This is a genomic window from Streptomyces sp. NPDC085931 (genome assembly GCF_044540565.1).
Lineage (GTDB): Bacteria > Actinomycetota > Actinomycetes > Streptomycetales > Streptomycetaceae > Streptomyces.
Genome location: NZ_JBITSK010000002.1, coordinates 420,578 through 438,194, shown reverse-complemented (window position 1 = coordinate 438,194; position 17,617 = coordinate 420,578). Strand labels below are relative to the sequence as shown.

18 protein-coding genes are annotated in these 17,617 nt (G+C 74.4%); 10 read left to right on the top strand and 8 right to left on the bottom strand.

What is annotated here, in order from left to right; all coding sequences use genetic code 11:
• Positions 1–2 precede the first annotated feature (2 nt).
• From ACIGAN_RS04840 to ACIGAN_RS04805, 8 genes are read right to left on the bottom strand one after another with little or no spacing between them, the layout of a single operon-like run.
• Positions 3–1,256 (bottom strand): ATP-grasp domain-containing protein, encoded by a 1,254-nt coding sequence (locus ACIGAN_RS04840; protein ID WP_399854876.1) that lies wholly within the window; start codon positions 1,254–1,256, stop codon positions 3–5.
• Positions 1,249–2,511 carry an ATP-grasp domain-containing protein gene (locus tag ACIGAN_RS04835; RefSeq protein ID WP_399854875.1) on the bottom strand — a complete coding sequence of 421 codons (1,263 nt, stop codon included), beginning with the start codon at positions 2,509–2,511 and terminating at the stop codon, positions 1,249–1,251. Before ACIGAN_RS04835 ends, ACIGAN_RS04840 begins: the two co-directional genes overlap by 8 nt.
• Entirely contained in the window at positions 2,508–3,788 is a 1,281-nt protein-coding gene (locus ACIGAN_RS04830) for an aspartate aminotransferase family protein (protein ID WP_399854873.1), read from the bottom strand. Before ACIGAN_RS04830 ends, ACIGAN_RS04835 begins: the two co-directional genes overlap by 4 nt.
• Complete coding sequence (locus ACIGAN_RS04825) at positions 3,782–5,329, bottom strand: amino acid adenylation domain-containing protein (RefSeq protein WP_399854871.1); 1,548 nt, start codon at positions 5,327–5,329, stop codon at positions 3,782–3,784. Before ACIGAN_RS04825 ends, ACIGAN_RS04830 begins: the two co-directional genes overlap by 7 nt.
• The gene (locus ACIGAN_RS04820; RefSeq protein ID WP_399854869.1) at positions 5,322–6,503 is read right to left on the bottom strand and encodes an acyl-CoA dehydrogenase family protein; all 1,182 of its coding nucleotides are present in this window, start codon (positions 6,501–6,503) and stop codon (positions 5,322–5,324) included. The genes ACIGAN_RS04825 and ACIGAN_RS04820 overlap by 8 nt, the downstream gene beginning before the upstream one ends.
• Positions 6,500–6,766 carry a phosphopantetheine-binding protein gene (locus ACIGAN_RS04815; RefSeq protein ID WP_365744046.1) on the bottom strand — a complete coding sequence of 89 codons (267 nt, stop codon included), beginning with the start codon at positions 6,764–6,766 and terminating at the stop codon, positions 6,500–6,502. The genes ACIGAN_RS04820 and ACIGAN_RS04815 overlap by 4 nt, the downstream gene beginning before the upstream one ends.
• A gap of 18 nt (positions 6,767–6,784) precedes the next feature.
• Positions 6,785–8,026, bottom strand: a complete 1,242-nt coding sequence (locus tag ACIGAN_RS04810) for a pyridoxal phosphate-dependent aminotransferase (RefSeq protein ID WP_365744090.1) — start codon at positions 8,024–8,026, stop codon at positions 6,785–6,787.
• Between the two features lie 8 nt (positions 8,027–8,034).
• Positions 8,035–9,351, bottom strand: a complete 1,317-nt coding sequence (locus tag ACIGAN_RS04805) for a KamA family radical SAM protein (RefSeq protein WP_365744048.1) — start codon at positions 9,349–9,351, stop codon at positions 8,035–8,037.
• 337 nt (positions 9,352–9,688) lie between these two features.
• Here ACIGAN_RS04805 and ACIGAN_RS04800 point away from each other — a divergent pair, with 337 nt between their 5' ends.
• Genes ACIGAN_RS04800 through ACIGAN_RS04755 form a run of 10 tightly spaced genes read left to right on the top strand, consistent with a single transcriptional unit; the run spans position 9,689 to position 17,611 of the window.
• Positions 9,689–10,408 carry a thioesterase domain-containing protein gene (locus ACIGAN_RS04800; protein WP_399854867.1) on the top strand — a complete coding sequence of 240 codons (720 nt, stop codon included), beginning with the start codon at positions 9,689–9,691 and terminating at the stop codon, positions 10,406–10,408.
• Positions 10,401–11,651: a glutamate-5-semialdehyde dehydrogenase gene (locus tag ACIGAN_RS04795; protein ID WP_365744052.1), complete on the top strand. Its 1,251-nt coding sequence runs from the start codon at positions 10,401–10,403 to the stop codon at positions 11,649–11,651. The genes ACIGAN_RS04800 and ACIGAN_RS04795 overlap by 8 nt, the downstream gene beginning before the upstream one ends.
• 34 nt (positions 11,652–11,685) lie before the next feature.
• Entirely contained in the window at positions 11,686–11,967 is a 282-nt protein-coding gene (locus tag ACIGAN_RS04790) for an acyl carrier protein (RefSeq protein ID WP_351352307.1), read from the top strand.
• Positions 11,964–13,283 (top strand): TrpB-like pyridoxal phosphate-dependent enzyme, encoded by a 1,320-nt coding sequence (locus ACIGAN_RS04785; protein WP_399854865.1) that lies wholly within the window; start codon positions 11,964–11,966, stop codon positions 13,281–13,283. Before ACIGAN_RS04790 ends, ACIGAN_RS04785 begins: the two co-directional genes overlap by 4 nt.
• Entirely contained in the window at positions 13,280–14,170 is an 891-nt protein-coding gene (locus ACIGAN_RS04780) for a hypothetical protein (protein WP_399854864.1), read from the top strand. Before ACIGAN_RS04785 ends, ACIGAN_RS04780 begins: the two co-directional genes overlap by 4 nt.
• Positions 14,167–14,430, top strand: coding sequence for an acyl carrier protein (locus ACIGAN_RS04775; protein ID WP_399854863.1), 264 nt, complete (start codon positions 14,167–14,169; stop codon positions 14,428–14,430). The genes ACIGAN_RS04780 and ACIGAN_RS04775 overlap by 4 nt, the downstream gene beginning before the upstream one ends.
• Positions 14,427–15,539, top strand: coding sequence for an acyl-CoA dehydrogenase family protein (locus ACIGAN_RS04770; RefSeq protein ID WP_399854861.1), 1,113 nt, complete (start codon positions 14,427–14,429; stop codon positions 15,537–15,539). Before ACIGAN_RS04775 ends, ACIGAN_RS04770 begins: the two co-directional genes overlap by 4 nt.
• A complete protein-coding gene (locus tag ACIGAN_RS04765; protein WP_399854859.1) occupies positions 15,536–16,138 on the top strand; it encodes a 4'-phosphopantetheinyl transferase family protein in 603 nt (200 codons plus the stop codon). Before ACIGAN_RS04770 ends, ACIGAN_RS04765 begins: the two co-directional genes overlap by 4 nt.
• The gene (locus ACIGAN_RS04760; protein ID WP_399854858.1) at positions 16,135–17,013 is read left to right on the top strand and encodes a hypothetical protein; all 879 of its coding nucleotides are present in this window, start codon (positions 16,135–16,137) and stop codon (positions 17,011–17,013) included. Before ACIGAN_RS04765 ends, ACIGAN_RS04760 begins: the two co-directional genes overlap by 4 nt.
• Positions 17,000–17,611: a flavin reductase family protein gene (locus tag ACIGAN_RS04755; protein ID WP_399854857.1), complete on the top strand. Its 612-nt coding sequence runs from the start codon at positions 17,000–17,002 to the stop codon at positions 17,609–17,611. The genes ACIGAN_RS04760 and ACIGAN_RS04755 overlap by 14 nt, the downstream gene beginning before the upstream one ends.
• The last annotated feature ends 6 nt before the right edge of the window (positions 17,612–17,617 follow it).

The window sequence follows — 17,617 nt, the reverse complement described above, 5'->3', positions numbered from 1 at the left end:
TCTCAGTGCCCCGGTTCCACGTCGTAAAAGCCGAAGCCGTCCAGATAGCAGACAGTGGCGAAATCCTGCAGGAGGACGGAGCGGTCGGGGTGGATCAGCCCCACGGTGACCGGTTCGCTCTCGTCGTCGATCGTGCGCACCAGACGTTCGCCGGGCTTGAACCGCTGGGTGACGCCCCGGCAGCTCTCCAGCTCCTCGATCAGGCCGATGCGCGGATAGCCCCGCAGGACGCCCTCGTACGGCGAGGCGAAGAACGCCATGGCGCCGTGGTTCTCCACCGCGTACGGGGCGTCGGCCTCCTCGAGGAACAACTCCGGGTCGGCGTACGCCTGCACCGTGCGGTCGATCTGCGACTCGCCGGTCAGTAGCACGGCGTACCGGGCGACGTCCGCCCCGCACAGCCGCGCGCCGGCCTCGACCAGGCGCGGTCCCGCCCCGGTGAGCATGACCTCCAGGTGCACCGGGCCCCAGCGGATGCCGAGGGCGTCGAGGACGCGGTAGGAGTAGGCGGTGACGGCATGCCACCGCGGGTCGTCGCTCGGCACCGACGTCATGCCGTTGATCCGGTCGCGCATGCCGTTGACCGTGATCTTCTGGTAGCACCAGACGTCCGTGACCCGGTGCCGGCCCCGGCAGCTGACGGTGTTCACCACGAACTCCTCGCCCCGCAGGTACTCCTGGGCGACCACACCCTCGTTGGGGACGTCGAAGACGCTGTCCCGGGACATGATCCGGTGGTACGCGGCGACCGACTGCTCGGGCGTGTCGCAGAACGACACCCCGTCGTTGCGGGCGCTGCGCACCGGCTTGACGACGATCCGGCCGCCCATGGACCGGTGCCACGCCGCCAGCTCCTGCGGGGAGCCGGCGCGTTCCTGCCGGGTGGCCGGCACCCCGGCCGCCCTGAGCGCCTCGATCTGGACGTACTTGTCGCGGCGGGCCTCGCTCAGCGCGGTTCCGTTGCCCGGCAGGCCCAGGGTCTCGTTGAGCCGGTCGGTGAACTCCACCCCCAGTTCGCTGCCCACCACGACGGCCTCCGGGCGGAGCCTCGCCAGCCGCTCGGCCATGTGCGGGAAGGTCCCGTCGTGGACGAGGTTGTCGAGGTAGCCGGTCAGGTCCGCCGGTCCGTAGGAGGGCGGCACCTCCGGGGTCGACTGGACGCGGACGCAGTCGAGCCCCGCCTCGCGGAACGCCTGGCCCACCTTGTTGACGGCGCCGTAGGGATCGACGAGGGCGATCGTGCGCGGATCAGCCATGGGGTTCCCGTTCCACTTCGTAGAAGCCGTGGCCGTCGAGGTAGCAGACGGTCTGGAAGTCCTTCTCGACGGTCGCGGCCTCGGCGTGCGCCAGACCGATCGCGAGGGGCTCGGTGCCGTCGTCGACCGTCCGGCGCAGCCGCTGCCCGGGCGTGACCCGCAGCGCCATGCCCCGGTAGCTGGCGAGCCGCTCCACCTCGCCGAGCAGCGGATACGACCTGAGGCGGCCCTCCAGCGGAGAGGCGAGGAACGCCATCGCGGCGTGCCCGTCCGCGCGGTAGGGCGTGTCGACGTCGGCGAGGAAGCCCTCCGGGTCCGTGTACGCCTGCACCGTGCGGTCGATCTGCGACTCACCGGTGACGTGGACCGCGTAACGGGCCACGTCCGCACCGCACAGCCGCGCGCCGAGCTCCACCAGACGGGGACCGCCGGAGGTCAGGATGATCTCCAGATGGGCCGGTCCGTGGGCGATGCCGAGGGCGTCGAGCACCGCACGGGCGTAGTCGCGCAGCAGGCTCCAGCGCGGGTCCGACGGCGGCAGCGACAGGATGCCGTTGATGCGGTCCCGGACGCCGTTGACGTCGATCTTCTGGTAGCGCCAGGTGTCGGTGACACGATGACGCCCGTCCCGGCTGACGGTGTTGACCACGAACTCGGTGCCGGACAGGTACTCCTGCGCCACCACCCCCTCGTTGCGCACCCCGAAGTCGTTGACGGCGCTGCGGATCCGCTCGTAGGCGGCGACGGACTCGGCCGGGCTGTCGCACACGCTCACCCCGTCGTTGCGGGCGCTGCGGACCGGTTTGACCACGACCCGCCCGCCCAGCCGCGCGTGCCAGGCCTCGAGTTGCCCGGCGTTGCCGACCGTCAGCTGACGTGCCGTGGGCAGGCCGGCCGCCGCCACGGTCCGCGTCTGCACGTCCTTGGTGCGCCGCGCGTGGCTGAGTGCCGTGCCGTTGCCCGGCAGACCCGTGGCCTCGCACAGGGCGTCGGCGAGTTCGACGCCCTGCTCGGCCCCGGCGATCACGGCGACCGTCCGGTGTTCGGCCAGCCGCGCGGCGGTGGCTTCGACGTCGCCGGTGTGCACGACATTGTCGGCGTACAGGCCGAGGTCCAGTTCGCTGCGGTAGTGGTCGGGCATGTCGACGGTGCTCTGCACCCGCACGCAGTCGTGCCCGGCGGCGTCGAACGCCTTCGCCAGACGGGCGGCCGACCCGAAGCCGTCGACGACCGCGACGGCCGGACGCCGGGTCACGACAGGTGCCCGACGACGGTGCGCAGCGCGGCCGTCAGCCGCTCCACCAGCTCGTCGGCCTCCTCCTGCGCCAGCACCAGCGGAGGCATCAGCACGAGCGTGTTGTTGGTGCTGGTCAGCAGCAGACCGGCGGCCTTGCAGGCATCGCGCACCCGCGCCATCTCGCTCGCACCCAACCGGCCCGACCCCCGGCGCAGTTCCACGCCGATCATCAGGCCTTCGCCGCGCACCTCGTGGATCAGCGGTATCTCCTCGGCCGCCTCTCGCAGCCCGCGGCGGATCCGCGCCCCGGTCGTGCGCACCCGCTCCAGCAGCGCGCCGTCCGCCAGTTCGTCCAGCACCGCCAGTCCGGCGGCCATGGCGGCGGGGTGGCCGTCGGCGGTGCAGCCGTGCGGGAAGACGTACTCCGCACGGGAGACGGCCTCGTCGAAGACGGTGTCCGAGCAGACCAGGGCGGCCAGCGGGAAATAGCCGGAGGTGATGCCCTTGCCCAGCACCAGCATGTCGGGCAGGACGCCCTGCGCGGCCATCACCGACAGCGCGCCCGTCCGGCCGAACCCCGTGGTGACCTCGTCGGCGATGAGGTGGAAGCCGTGTCGGTCGCACAGCTCCCGGATCGAGGCGAGGGCGCCCTCGGGGGCGGGTACGACATCGGTGCCCATGATCGGCTCCACAATCACGGCGGTGATGTTCTCGGGGCCGTGCCGCCGCACGGCCCGTTCGAGGGCGTCCGGATCCCACGGCCGCACGTGGTGCACCTCGGGGGCGAGCGGGGCCTGCAGCGCGTGCATCTGCCGCTCTCCGGTGAGCGCGCCGGCCAGGCCTCCGGTGCCGTGGTAGCCGTTGGTGAAGGCCAGGACCTTGACGCGCTGCGCCTCGCCGCGCACCTTGCGCACGAAGCGCGACATGAGCACCGCGGCGCTGGTCATCTGGGAGCCGGTGCTGCCGAAACGCACGTGGTTGAGCGGGTCGGGCAGTTCGGCCACCAGCCGGCGGGCATAGCGCAGGGAGACCTCGGCGGGCTCCGCGTAGCGGATGATCTGGGCCACCGGCAGCCGGCGGAGCTGGTCGGTGACGGCGTCCACGATCCGTTCGCAGCTGTAGCCGAGGGTCGTGTTCCACATGGCCGCCCGGGCGTCCAGGTACCAGGTGCCGGTGGCGTCCTGGAGGCGGCAGCCCTTGCCGTGCACGACGGCGGTGTCGTCGAACCCGCCGTCCCGCACGGTCTGCGGCGTGAGGGAGTTGTGCCAGAGTGCGTCGTGGTCGTTCCTCAGCATGCCAGCGTCTCCAGCTTCTTGCGGTCGAGCTTGCCGTTGTCGTTGAGCGGGAAGCGGTCCACCCGCAGGAACCGGCCCGGGACCATGTAGGCCGGCAGCCGGGCCGCCACCCATCCGGCCAGGTCCGCCACCGGCACCGAGGCGCCCACGTACAGGGCCCTGAGGTCGGTGCCGTCGAAGAGGACGGCGGCGTCCTCGACGCCGGGGTGACCGCCGAGGGCCGCCTCGACCTCCCCCAGCTCCACGCGGTAGCCGTGGACCTGGACCTGGGCGTCCAGCCGGCCGAGGTGCGTGAGCACCCCGTCCTCCTCCACGACGCGGTCGCCGGTGCGGTACCACAGGCGCGCCGCCGGGGCGTCGTGCGTGTCGTGGACGCGCGCCGCGGTGCCGGGCTCCCAGTCGAGGAAGCGGCCCGCGTTGTTCTCCGGGTCCAGGTAGCCCGCGAAGCGCTGTACGCCGCGTACGCACAGCTCGCCCTCGGCCGCGGGACTGCCCGTGCCGTCCAGGACGACGTGTTCCAGGTGCGGCAGGCGGTGGCCGATCGGCACGGAGGCGTTGCGGGTCCGCGGCCAGTCGGCCGGATCCGGGGGCAGCCGGTGGGCGGTGCAGGTGACGGTGAGTTCGGTGGGGCCGTACAGGTTCTCGATGACCGCGCCCGGTGCCGCCCGGTGCCAGGCGGCCGCCTGCTTGAGCGTCAGCTGTTCTCCCGCGAACAGCCCCCACCGCAGTTCGGGCAGGCACCCGGCCGGCAACCTGCGCATCCGCGCGGCCAGCGAGACCACCGACGGCACGGAGAACCAGTGCGTGAGCCGGTGCGCCCGGGCGAAGGCGGCCGGGTCGGCCAGGTCCTCCCGCTGCGGCACGACCAGGGTGGCGCCGCCGGCCCACGTCACGAACATGTCGAACACGGACGGGTCGAAGGTCAGGTCGAACGTTTGGCTCAGCCGGTCGCCCGGGGCGACCTCGTAGCGCTCCACCTGGTGGGCGACGTAGGGGAGCACGTTGCCGTGCGCGATCGGCAGGCCCTTGGGGACGCCCGTCGAACCCGACGTGAAGAGGATGTACGCCGGGGCCTCGCCGTCCGGCGGCGACGCCTCCGGGCCGCCCGGGGAGGCCGGGGCACCGCTGGCCGGGGCGGCCGGGGTGTGGTGCCCCGACGGCGTGCCGTCCGCCGCCGCCAGGGCGAGCGGGACCGCGCTCTCGCGCATCAGGTCCCGCAGCGCCACGTCGGTGAGGACCGTCCGCAGGCCGGCCCGGGCGGCGATCGCGGCGTTGCGCTGCGCGGGGAAGATCGGGTTGAGCGGCACCACGGTCGCCCCGGCGCGCAGGACGGCCAGGTACCCGGCGTACGCCAGGGGCGAGCGGGAGGCCAGCAGCCCGACGCGCGCGCCCGGTGGCAGCGGGCCGAGGTGGGCCGCGAGGCGGTCGGCGGCGCGCGCCAGCTCCCCGTAGCTGAGGGTGGCCCCGGCCACGCACAGGGCGGGCCGGTCCGTGTGCCGCCGCGCGCTCGCGGAGAACAGGGCGAACAGCGAGTCAGACATGGCGGACCTCCCGGTCCATGAGGGCCAGCACGCCGTCCGCCGCGTGCAGCCGGTCGTTGCTGTAGTTCAGCGGGGCGGACCGCAGGTCGCGCAGCGTCCGCTCCAGGCCGGTCGGCGAGTCGCGCAGATAGCCGTGGCGCATGCCCATCAGGTCCGTCAACTCGTCGGCCGCCGCCGGGCACAGCTCCGACGCGGTCAGCTTCACCGCGTTGACGAGGAGCTGCACCGGCGCGGCCGTGGTGTCCTCCGCCGAGGCGAGGACCGACGCGGCGTGCGTGATCAGCGCGTGGACGGTGTCCAGGCGCTGGCGCACCCGCGACAGGCGGGTGAGCAGCAGGGGGGAGTCCAGGTCGTAGCGGCGCCGCTCGGCCCGCAGCAGGGTCACCACGCGCTGCAGCGCGCCGTCGGCCGCGCCCTGCCAGCACGCCGCCCAGCCGAGGTGGGCGAGCGGGGCGAAGGTGCGCACCGCGATGTCCCGGAACGCCCCGTGCTCCCCGATGACCTGGTCGCGGGGGATCTCGCCGGACAGGTGCAGGGGCGCGCTGTGGGTCGCGCGCATGCCCATCGGGTTCCAGCCGCCGCGCACCGTGACGGTGAGCTGGTCGCGCTCGGCGTAGACCAGCGACAGCCGGGACGGGGACGTGGCGTCCGGGGCCAGGGCCGTGATCAGGAACGCGTCGGCGTGACTGCCCCCGGTCACCACGGGGGCGAAGCGGTCCACGCCGACGGTGGAGCCGTCGCCGGCCGCCAGCCGGGACCCCGAGGACAGCAGATGCCCGCCGGTGCCGGCTTCGGTGGTCACCGACGCCAGATACAGCTCGCCGCGCACGATGCGGGGCAGCAGCCGCTCCCGCAGGGGGCCGCCGTCCCGGACGACGGCGGCCACCTGCTGGCAGTGCATGGTGAAGATCATGCCGACCGACATGCAGGTGCGGGACAGGCGGCTGCTGACGGCCAGCAGGTCGGCCAGGTCACCGCCGGGGCCGCCGTCCTCGGCGGGCACCAGGAGCCCGAGGAGTCCGGTGCGGCGCATCGCCTCCAGCGCCTCGGCGGGGAAGCGGGCCTCGCGGTCGCAGGCCTCGACGTGCCGGGCGGCCTCTGCCTCGACCTCGGACACGGCCCGTTCGAGGTCGGCGGGCCGCCACGCCGTGCGGGGGAGGTCGGTGACGGTCATCCGGGCACCCCGCTGGTGCTCAGGGTCCGCTCGAACAGGGCGATGAGCGTGTCCAGGCGGCTGAGGTTGTCCGGGGTGAGTTCGCTCGCCTCGACCTCGGTGTCGAGTTCCTCCTCGACCCGCTCGACGATCTCCACGATGCGGAAGGAGCTGAACGTGGGCAGGCCGGTCAGCGTGGTGGTGCTGTGCAGGTCGGCCTCGTCGACGCCGAGGACCTCGGCGGTGATGCCGGTGACGACCGCGCGGACGTCGGGTGTCTCCATGGTGTCTCCCGGGTGGGGTCAGGCGCCGAGTTTGGCGAAGCCTTCTGCGACGCGGATGAGGGCGTCGGCGACGTGTGGCAGGGCGAGCGGGTCGGGAGCCGCGAGGGCGGCCTCCTGCTCCTCGTCGGTGTCGCCGTAGAGCATGCTGGTGGCGGCCTTGAAGCGCAGCGCGCCAGGATCGTCCCCGAGGTGGTGTCCGGCGAGGACGGCCAGGCCGTGCTCGTCCAGCAGATGGCGGGCCAGCGCCGCCGATCCGGTCACCCCGCGCTGCGCCAGCGCCTCGCGCCGCGGCTCGAAGTCGGGGTAGACGTAGAACGCCCCGGTGGGCGGCCGGCAGGTGGCTCCGGCGGCGATCGCCGCGCCGTGCACGGCACGGGCCACGGCTCCGTGCAGCCGTGCGCTCGCCGCCAGCCGCTGCCGGATCTCGGGCGGGTCGCCGAAGGCGTACGCGGCGACCTGCTGCATCGGGCCGGACAGCGTGGACCACAGGTCGCTGGCCACGGCGACCAGCCGCTCGCGCAGATCGCGTCCCCACGCACCGGGGGGCACGCGCAGGCCGCCGACGCGCCAGCCGCCGAGCGCCAGGGACTTGGACAGCCCGGTGGTCACCACCGTGCGGCCGGGGGCCACTTCGGCGGGGCTGCGGAAGGGGGCGCCGGGCCGGTGCATGACGTCGCGGTAGATCTCGTCCGAGACGACGACCAGGTCCTCGGCCTCGGCGATCCGGCACACCCGCTCGACCAGCCCGGCGCCGGCGAGCGTGCCGGTCGGGTTGTCGGGCAGCGTGAGCACGACGATGCGCGGGTCGCCGCCCGACCGGCGGGCCCGCTCGATGGTCTCCGGCAGGGCGTCCGGGTCGGGGATGCCGCCGCACGCGGCGGGGATCGGGACGCCGTACACCTGCTTGCCGGCCATGCGGGCCTGCGGTTCGTAGGAGTTCCAGCTGGGACGCGGCAGGAGCACGTCCCCGGGCAGGACCAGGTTCAGCGCCATGAGCAGGGGTTTGCTGCCGGGGCCGAGCAGGACGTCTCGCGGGCCGGTGGGCAGGCCGCGGCGCTCGAAGTAGCCGGCAAGCGAGGCGAGCGCGTCGGGCGCTCCGGCCACGGGCCCGTAGGCGTTGCGACGGGCGCCGGCGCACAGTTGCTCCACCAGGGGCGCGAAGGCCGGCAGCCGGGACTCGCCGAAGCCGAGGTGGACGACGGACCGGCCCTGGGCCCGCAGCCGCGCGACCTCCTCGTTGAGGGCGAGGTTGGGCGACATCGAGGCGTTCACGGCCGCAGCGCCTCCCGGATGTCCTGCGGCGTGTCCGCCGCGATCTCCAGATCGTCGAGCCAGGTGGCACTGGGGTCGTAGTGCGCCCGGAACGGGCGGCCGACCAGGGCCGGGTTGCGGGCCTGGGCCAGCCGCAGCTGGAAGTACCGCTCCCCGCCGGCGCTCTCGACGCCGTCCACCACGACCTTGCCGGGCGTGGTGGACATGACCGGGCCGCGCACGGTGCGGGCGAGTCCCGGCAGGGTGCGGTAGGCGGTGTGGAAGATCTCCATCGCGCGGGCCAGCGGCACCTTGAAGTAGTCGTAGGGGCCGGTGTCGCGCTCGACGAACATGTAGTAGGGGACCGCGCCGAGCGCGAGTTCCGCCTTCCACAGGGCGGCCCAGGTCCGGGCGTCGTCGTTGATGTGCGCGACCATCGGGGCCTGGCAGTAGACCACGGCCCCCGTGGCCCTGATGCGCCGCACCGCCTCGGTCACCCCGTCGGTGTGCAGCTCACGGGGATGGGTGAAGTGGGCCATGACGGCGACCTGTTTGCCCGCGGCCGCGATCCGCTCGAAGAGCCGCAGCAGCGGGTCGGCGTCCGCGTCGCTCACGAAGCGCTGCGGCCAGTAGGCCAGGGACTTGGTGCCGATGCGGACGGTGTCGACGCTCTCCACGCCGAGCAGCGGCTCCAGGTGCCCGGTGAGGCGGTCGGTGCTCATCACCATCGGGTCGCCGCCCGTCACCAGGACGTCGCTGACCTCGGGGTGGTCGTGCAGGTAGCGGACGAGCCGGTCCGGGCCGGGGGCGGCGAAGCGCAGGGAGGGGTCTCCCACGAACTGCGCCCACCGGAAGCAGTAGGTGCAGAAGGAGTGGCAGGACTGCCCCTGCGTGGGGAAGTACAGCACCGTCTCGCGGTACTTGTGCTGCAGGCCGGCCAGCCGTTCGCCTTCGTGCACCGGCACGTTGTACTCGCGCTGCCCGGAGGGGTGCGGGTTGAGTCCGGCGCGGATCCGCGCGACCTCGGCGGCCATCTCGCGCTTGGTGGCACCGGAGCGCACGAGCGCCTCCAGGGAACGCTCGTCGGCCTCGGGGAGCATGCCGCGCTGGGGGAAGACCAGGCGGAAGAGCGGGTCCTGGGCCGGGTCCGTCCAGTCGATCAGCTGGTCGAGCACGTACTCGTTGACGCGGAACGGCAGGACGTGCGCCAGCAGGGCGATGCCGTCCCGTATCTCCGGGGAGAGCCCGTAGCGCCGGGCGATGTCGTCGATCTGCCGCGGGCCGAAGGCACGGAAGCGGGTAGCGCCGACCGGTTGGTCGAGCATCAGTGTCATGCGGGGTCCCTCTGAATTCGGCGGAATGACTGGGCGACGGCAGGCCTGCCCTTGTCGGCGGTCGTGGCGTCGAGCGCCGATTACCCCGCTGGGAATCGTTGATTCGAGTTCTTTCCCGAAGCCATAAAGGCTTCGCATGGCGTCGATAAGAGTGCCGAATTCCGACCCCTGACCTGCCCTCATAATTCCCGTGGCCGGGGCCGATAAGAGCCCTCTATGGGGTGGGGACGTATTTCGTTTGAAAGGTGGGTGGCGCGGAAGTCGCTTCTCGTCAATGCCGTTGAGTGCGGAAGGAAAGACCCTTGATGATCGATTGCCCGCAGCGCGGACGCACCCCGTGAGCCGCGCGGATGCCGTCCAGCCGGTGCTCATGCCGATGGGCCGGCCCCGGCCCGGGACGTGCAGCGTCCTCGTCCACGCCGCCGGCGGTGGTGTCGGGGCCTACACGGGCGTCGGGTTCGCCCTGCGCCGCTCCGGCCCGGTCTTCGCCCTGCGCGGGTACGGGCTCGCCCCGCGGGAGGAGCCGGACCGCAGCGTCGCCGCCATGACCGACCGCTACTGGCCGCTGCTGGCCGGACTCCCCGAGCCGCCGGGGCTGTTGTTCGGCTGGTCGCTCGGCGGCGTCGTCGCCTGGGAACTGGCCGCCCGGCTCGCCGCCGAGGGACGGCGGCCACGGGTCGTGATGGTCGACAGCCCCGCCGCCCGCATCGACCGGGATCCGGCCGCCGCACGCCGGTGGCGCGCGCGTGTGCACGCCTGCCTCGCCGCCGACGACAGCGGCCTGCCCGCCGACCGGGTCGCCGCGACCGCCGACGCCCACCTGGACGCCGTCGTCTCCTACCGGGCCGAGACGCGCCACGACTGCCCCGCCCTGCTCCTGCCGTGCGCCGACGAGGACAACGACGCCCACCTGGCGGCCTGGCGCGAGGTGGCCCCGCGGCTGACCGTACGGCCGCTGCCCGGCGACCACTTCACCGCGTTCGACAGCGAGCGACTGCCCCTGCTCCTGGACCACCTCGGGACCTTCCTCACGGCAACGGAGGAGCAGCATGCCTGACGTACTCCTGAGCCGCGCCCGCGCGGCGTTCGACACGGCCCCGCCCGTGGGCGACCCCGCCTACGACACGTACTGCCGCGCCCTGGGCGAGGAACTCACCGCCCACTGGCCGCAGATCGCCCGGGCCAACGCGGCGGACGTCGCCGCGGCCCGGCGGCTGGGCATGCCGCCCACACTCGTGGAGCGGCTGCGGCTGACCGACGTCCACCGGGACCGGATGGTCGAACTCACCGCGATGACCCGGGACGAACTGCGCGAGGTGCGCGAGAGCGAGGTGCCCGTCACCGGTGCGGCCCGGCACGTCCACCGCGTCCCGCGGCCCCTCGGCGTCGTCCTGATGGTCTACGAGGCCCGGCCCACCGTCACCGTGGACGGCGCCCTGCTCCCGGTCGCCGTCGGCAACGCCGTGCTGCTGCGCGGCGGCAAGGAGACGGCCGCCACCAACGCCGCCCTCGAACGGGCCGTGCACGCCGCGCTCACCCGGGCCGGCCTGCCCACGGGCCTCGTCACGGTGCTGGACGACCCGCAGCGCCGCCTGCTGCGCGCCCTGCTGAAGCGGCCCGACGAGGTGGACGTGCTCATCCCGCGGGGCAGCCCCGCGCTCGTCGAGTACTGCCGCACCAGCGCCATCCCGCTGATCGCCAGTGGCGGCGGCGTCAACCACCTCTACGTCCACCGCAGCGCCGACCTGGACCTCGCGGTGCGCGCCACGCTGGACAGCAAGCTGCCCGAGCCGGCCGGCTGCACCTCCGTGGAGACCCTGCTGCTCGACCGCGCCGTCGCCCGGGACTACCTGCGGGCCCTGGCGCGCGGGCTGGCGGGCCGTGAGACGGAGCTGACCCTGCACACCGCCCCCGAACTGGACGCCCTCGTCCCCGCCGCGCTCAAGACCGAACCCCTCGCCGCGCACGACCTGGGCCGGGAGTTCCTCGACCCGGTCGTCGCCGTCGTGCCGGTCGACGACGAGAACGCGGCACTGGACCACGTCCGCCGCCACGGCTCCGGGCACACCGAGGGCGTCATCGCCCGGGACCGGCACGTCGTCGACGCCTTCCGCCGCCGCTGCGACGCCGCGATGGTCGTGGTCAACGGCTCGCTGCGGCTGCACGACGGTCCCACCCTCGGCCTGGGCACCGAGATCGCCATCGCCACCGGCCGGCTGCACGTGCGCGGTCCCGTGACGCTCGGCGCGCTGGTCACCCACAGCTACGTCACCGACGGCGCCGGCGCGCTGCGCGGCTGACGGCCGGCCTTCCCCTCTCCCCGAAAGGCGTGCCATGCCCCAGGAACTGTCCCTCGACCGGGACGCCGTCGCCACCGTCGTCAAGAAGGTGGTCATCGCCGAGTCACGGCTGTCCCTTCCGCCCGGCAGCGTCAGCGACGACGAACCGCTCGTCGGGGACCTGCTGAACGTGAACTCGCTCGGCTTCGTCGGCATGCTCGTGCGGATCGAGGACGAGCTGGACGTCACCCTCCCCGACGACCTCTTCGTCGGGCGCAGCTTCCGCACCGTCCGGGACCTGATCGACGTCGTGACGGCCGCGGAGGTGCGGCCGTGACGGACGGGATCCCGACCCGCTGGCGCAGCGTCCTGCCCCATCTGTCCGAGCCCCTGCCGCCGGACCGCACCCCGCCCCGCTCCGGGGACGGCGAGCTGAAGATCAACCTGCCGACCGAGCTGATCCGGCACAGCGTCTCCGACCGCGAGTACTGGGACATCCCCGCCCCGGTCGTCGAACGCTACCGCCAGTACCGCCCGACCCCGCTGTGGCGTGCCCGCGGTTTCGAGGAGGCCGTCGGCGCCCGCGTCCCCGTCTACGTCAAGAACGAGGGCGTCAACATCTCGGGCAGCCACAAACTCAACACCGCGCTCGCGCAGGCCCACTACTACCGCAAGGCCGGGGTGCGGGAACTGGTCACGGGCACGGGCGCGGGCCAGTGGGGCACCGCCATGGCCGCCGCCTGCGCCCTGTTCGGACTGCGCTGCCGGGTCTTCATGGTCGAGTCCAGCCTGCGGCGCAAGCCCTACCGCGGGGTGCTCATGCGCATGCTGGGCGCCGAGGTGCACGCCAGCCCCAGCGGCCTGACCAAGGTCTCCGCCACGGAGGCGCCGGCCGCCGGCAACAGCCTCTCGCTCGCCATCGGGGAGGCCGTCGAGTACGCCGCCGCACACGACCGGGTCGCCTTCTGCATCGGCAGCGGGGAGACGTACAGCATCCTGCACCAGTCCGTGATCGGCCTGGAGGCGGAGGAGCAACTCGCCCACCTCGACGCCGAGATCGGCGCGGTCGTCGGCTGCGTGGGCGCCGGATCCAACTTCGGGGGCATCGCGCTGCCCTTCCACGCCACGGCCCGCGCGGCAGGCAGGCGGGGGCCGCGGCTGGTCGCCGCCGAGTCCAGCAGCACACCGAAGCTGACCCGCGGCGTCTACGCCTACGACAAGACCGACGCCACCGGCAGCGGCCCGATGGAGGCCATGTACACCATCGGCAGCGACTACCGGATCCCGGACGCGCACACCGCGGGCCTGCGCTTCCACGGCGCGGCGAAACTCATCTCCGCGATGCGGCACAGCGGCGACGTCGACGCCGTGGCGGTCAGCCAGGCGGACGCCCTGGACGCGGGCCGGCTGCTCGCCCGCCACGAGAGCGTCCTGCCGGCGCCCGAGTCCGGCCACGCCCTGGCGGCCGCCGCCCGCATCGCCGCCTCGCCCGACGCCACCGGCGGGGTCCTGGTGTGCGTCAGCGGCCACGGCTACCTGGACCTCGGGGCCTACGAGCACTTCCTCGACGGCGGGGTCGAGGACCAGTCCCCGCCCGACGAGGCGCTCGCCCGTGCGGTGGCCGGGCTGACGCGGGTGGAGGCCCACCCGTGACGGCCGTCGCGGCCCCGTCCGTGCGGACCGGGATCCTCGACTGCGTCCAGGTCAACCTGGCGGTCCTCGCGGACCGCCGGCACGGGCCGGGACGGCACCTCGCGCTGGGCGCGAAACTGCGCTTCCGGCCGCGGCCCGGTCCCGACGGCCTGCCCACGGTGGACCCCCCGCCGGAGGACCAGCTGCGCGAGGGAGCCGCCCTCGTGGGCCTGCGGCCGGACGCCTTCGCCCGCCGCGTCCCCGCCGACGGGCTGCGCGCCCTGGCCGAACGGGCGCCGGTGGTCTACGCCGTGGCCGACTCCTACGACATGCCGTGGCTGCCCTACGCGGGCCGGGCGCACATGGACCACAGCTTCCTGGCCGGCACGCACCCCGACGGAGCCGAGGTCGAGGACGCGTACGACAACGAGACGGCGTGGGGCCCGGCCCGCCCCGGCCGGTGGACCTACCCCTGGGAGCGCCTGCCCACCGCCTCCTTCGCGTGCGTCCTGACCCCGGTGCCCGCACACCGCGCGCCCCGGCCGGAGCTGTCCCTGGACGATCCGGCCGCCTACGTCGAGGCCTACACCGCCCACCCCGACCGGCTCGCCGCCGCGCGCCGGCTGACCGCGGAGACCTGGCTGCTGACGCGGGCCCGGCACCTGCACGCCGCCTACCGCGAGCACCTCGGCGAGCGGCTGGACGCGGCGGAGCACCTGCGCCGCTGGGACCGGCTCACCGCGACCGCGTTCATCGCCCAGCGGCGCGCCGAACGGGGCCGGCCGGTGCCCGGGGGCCTGCTGCCCGAACTGGCCTTTCTGCTCACCGCCGACCGCGAGGTGTTCGCCGTGCGGCCCCACCGACCCCGACCGATCCGCACCACCACCCAAGCGACGGAGAAGCCGTGAACCAGCCCTTCATCGACCTGCTGACGCCCTTCCTGCCCAACCTCGGGGACCGCCCCCTCACCGAGGACAGCCGTCTGCACGACCTCGGGATGAACTCCATGAAGGCCATCGACCTGCTCTTCGCCATCGAGGACGGGCTCGGGGTCTCCCTGCCGGACGAGGACCTCAACGACGCCACCTTCGCCACCGCCGGCAGCCTGTGGGCCGCGGTGCGGCGGGCGCAGGGCGCCGTCGAGTCGGACGACAGGGCGGCGGCATGAGCGTCTCCGCGGTGCGGGAGCCCGCCACCGGGGCCGGCTCCCGCCTCGCCGCACTGCCCGCCGACGCGAGCGGAGCAGACCTCTGGCGGGTCCTCGGCGCGCAGAACCGGCTCGCCGGGGTCTACCGCGGCGGCGATCCGCGCGGCGGCGTCGACGCGGCCGCGCTGGGCGCGCTGCTGACGGACCTGGACCGCCGCTTCGGCGTCGGCGCGACGCTGGCCGTGACCGTGCCGCTGGCCACCTGCCTGCCGCTGCTGGCCGGGGGGAGCGGCCCGGCCGCCCGGACGCTCGCCGACAGCCTCGACGGACGCACCGTCGTGGCCCTCGCCGCCACCGACGAAGCGTCCGGCTGCGACCTGGCGGCACTGGACACGCGTGTCTCCTTCGACGGGGACCACGTCCGGCTCGACGGCACCAAGCGCTGGATCACCAACGCGACGACGTGCGGTGCCGCCCTGGTCCTCGCCCGCCACCGGCCCGGCCCCCACTTCACCAACTTCACCTGGGTGCTGGTGCCGGCCGACGCGCCGGGCGTGCGCGCCGAACCCGCCGAGACCGGGCTGTTCGACGGCTCCGGGACCGGTCACCTCACCTTCGACGGCGTCCGGCTGACCCGCGACCACGTCGTGGGCGGGACCGGCCGGGGACTGAGCGCGTTCGCCGCCCACATCGCCACCGAGCGGCTGGCCGGGGCCCTGTGGGCGGTCGCGCTGTGCGAGCGGGTGCTGCGCGAGACCGCCCGCTACCTGGGGCGGCGCCGCCACGGCGGCGGCGTCCTGTGGGAGCGGGACGGCGTACGCCAGCGCTGGGCGGGCGCCCTGCTGCGCTCCCGTCAGCACCGCGCCCTGACCGAGAGCCTCACCGAGGCGGTCGCCGCCCGCCGCGACACCTCGGCCGCGGCGCTGCTCAAGGCCAGCGCCGCCGAGACCGTCGAGCACGTCCTCGACGTGTGCGCCCACCTCCAGGGCGCGCACGGCTTCCGCACCGGCGGCCCGCAGCAACTGCGGGCGCAGGGCGCCCTGTTCGGGATCGGCGGCGGCACGACCGAGGTCGTGCTGGACATCGTGGCCGAGACGGCCCCGCACAGCGATCCCGGGGACCTGCCGTGAGGGTCCTGGAGGCCGGCCCGGGGGTGTGGGTGGCCACCGGTGAGGCCCCCGCCGGCCGCCTCACCCCCGCGGACCTGGCCACGGCCCGCGGCCTGCCCGCCTGGCGCGCCCGGGAGGTCCTGGCGGGACGCGCGCTCCTGCGCGGGCTGCTCGCCCGGGTGGCGCCCGACGCCGCCGGGGAACCGGTCGTGCCCGGCCCCAACGGCAAACCGCTCCTGGCGGGCCGGCCGCGGCCCGGCATCAGCATCTCCCACGACGGCGAGCACACCGTGGTGGCCGTCGCGCCCGGCCGCCGCGTCGGGGTCGACGTGCAGGTGCCGCCGCGCCACGTCGGCCACGCCATGGTCCGGCGGTGCGCCGCCCCGTACGCCACGCACCTGGCCCGTATGCCGGAGCCCCTGCGGCACACCGTCTTCACGGAGATCTGGACGGTCCAGGAGGCCTGCGTGAAGACCGACGGCACCGGCATCGGAGGGCGCCCCTGGAGCATCGACGTGCCCCCGCATCTCGACCACGGCGACTGGCGCCAACTGCGCTGGCGCAAGGTGCGAGACCTCATCGACGTACCCGTGGCCTGCGCCTGGGAGGCGACACCATGACACCTGCCCTGTCCTGCTACACCACCGCGCTGGTGGAGTACCTGGGAGGCGCGGCGGCCGCCCGGCTGGCGTCGGCGGTGCACCTGTGGGTGCGCACCGACGCACCGGACGGCACGCTCGCCTTCTCCCACCACGACCGCATCGACGGCGGCACCCTGGTCCACGACCACCGCCCCGACTGGCCGTCGGCCCGTGCCGCGCTCACCGCCCTGCTCGCCGAGCAGGGCCGGGTGATCGTATCGGGCAACGCCTTCCACCTGCCCTGGTCCCCGCACCACGGGGTGCGGACCGTCCCCCACTGGTTCCTGCTGCGCGCCCACGACGGCGAGGGGTGGCTCGTGGCCGACCCGTTCCACGCCCTGATGCCCGGCGGGGAGCAACTGCCCTACACCGGCGTGCTCGACGACGACGCACTGCGCCGCGCGCTGACGCCGGTGGGCCCGCTCGACCCGGCCGTCCGCAACCGGGACGGGCACGCCCTCGGCGAACCCGTGGACAGCGGCCCGGTCGACGCCTACCGCTGGCTGCGCCGGACCGCCACGCCCCCGGCCGGCGCCCCGGCGCGGTGGCCGGGCACCTGGCTGCGCGAGCCGCGCGAGGTGTTCGCGCACCTGCGGGACCGCCTCGCCTCCGACGGGGACCTGCTGGAGCGGCACCTCGACGACCTGTGGGCGGCGTCCCGCCACCAGCTGCACCGCCTGGGGCCGCGCGCGGACCCGGATCTGGCCGACGCCTGGACGCAGTTGCCCAAGGCACTGCGCTTCGCCGCCGACTCCGCACGGCGCGGACGCCCCCGCACCGCCGTGGTCGAGCGGGCACTCGACACCCTCGCCGGGCTGACGACCGGCAGGGAGGTGAGCCGTGCTCGGGGCTGAGACGACGACGGTCCAGACGGCCCAGACGGCCCAGACGGTCCAGACGGTCCAGACGGCCCAGACGGTCCAGACGGCCCCGCCGGACGCGGCGGGCGTGGACGAAGCGCTGTTCCGCGCGGCGATGACGGGTCTGGCCAAGTGCGTCGCGGTCACCACCGCCCTCGGGCCGGACGGGCCCGTGGGCTGCACCACGACCTCGCTGATGTCGCTGTCCGTGGCGCCGCCGAGCGTGCTGCTGGCCTTCGGCGCGGGCGGGCGCACCCTGGACGACCTGCTCGGCGCCGGCCGCTTCGCCGTCAACGTGCTGTCCCACACGCAGGGACCGCTGGTGCGGCGCTTCGCCACCGGCACCCCCGCCCAGCGCTTCCGGGACACCCCGCACGCCGTGCTGCGGGGCGTGCCCGTCCTGCACGGCGCCGCCCTCGTGCTGACCTGCGACGTCGCCGAGACCTTCACCTCCGTCGACCACGTCCTGGTCGTCGGCACCGTACGGCACCTGAGCACGACCCCCGGCTCCCCGCTGGTGCTCGTCACCGGCGAACCGCACATCGCCACCCCCGTACCGCCCGCCCCGGCCGCGACCGACCACCCGCGCTGACCTGGA

Excerpts from the sequence above, each read along its gene's own strand:
- ACIGAN_RS04840 (WP_399854876.1), bottom strand. The coding sequence starts at position 1,256 with ATGGCTGATCCGCGCACGATCGCCCTCGTCGATCCCTACGGCGCCGTC.
- ACIGAN_RS04830 (WP_399854873.1), bottom strand. The coding sequence starts at position 3,788 with ATGCTGAGGAACGACCACGACGCACTCTGGCACAACTCCCTCACGCCG.
- ACIGAN_RS04825 (WP_399854871.1), bottom strand. The coding sequence starts at position 5,329 with ATGTCTGACTCGCTGTTCGCCCTGTTCTCCGCGAGCGCGCGGCGGCAC.
- ACIGAN_RS04820 (WP_399854869.1), bottom strand. The coding sequence starts at position 6,503 with ATGACCGTCACCGACCTCCCCCGCACGGCGTGGCGGCCCGCCGACCTC.
- ACIGAN_RS04815 (WP_365744046.1), bottom strand. The coding sequence starts at position 6,766 with ATGGAGACACCCGACGTCCGCGCGGTCGTCACCGGCATCACCGCCGAG.
- ACIGAN_RS04810 (WP_365744090.1), bottom strand. The coding sequence starts at position 8,026 with ATGTCGCCCAACCTCGCCCTCAACGAGGAGGTCGCGCGGCTGCGGGCC.
- ACIGAN_RS04805 (WP_365744048.1), bottom strand. The coding sequence starts at position 9,351 with ATGACACTGATGCTCGACCAACCGGTCGGCGCTACCCGCTTCCGTGCC.
- ACIGAN_RS04795 (WP_365744052.1), top strand. The coding sequence starts at position 10,401 with ATGCCTGACGTACTCCTGAGCCGCGCCCGCGCGGCGTTCGACACGGCC.
- ACIGAN_RS04790 (WP_351352307.1), top strand. The coding sequence starts at position 11,686 with ATGCCCCAGGAACTGTCCCTCGACCGGGACGCCGTCGCCACCGTCGTC.
- ACIGAN_RS04770 (WP_399854861.1), top strand. The coding sequence starts at position 14,427 with ATGAGCGTCTCCGCGGTGCGGGAGCCCGCCACCGGGGCCGGCTCCCGC.
- ACIGAN_RS04760 (WP_399854858.1), top strand. The coding sequence starts at position 16,135 with ATGACACCTGCCCTGTCCTGCTACACCACCGCGCTGGTGGAGTACCTG.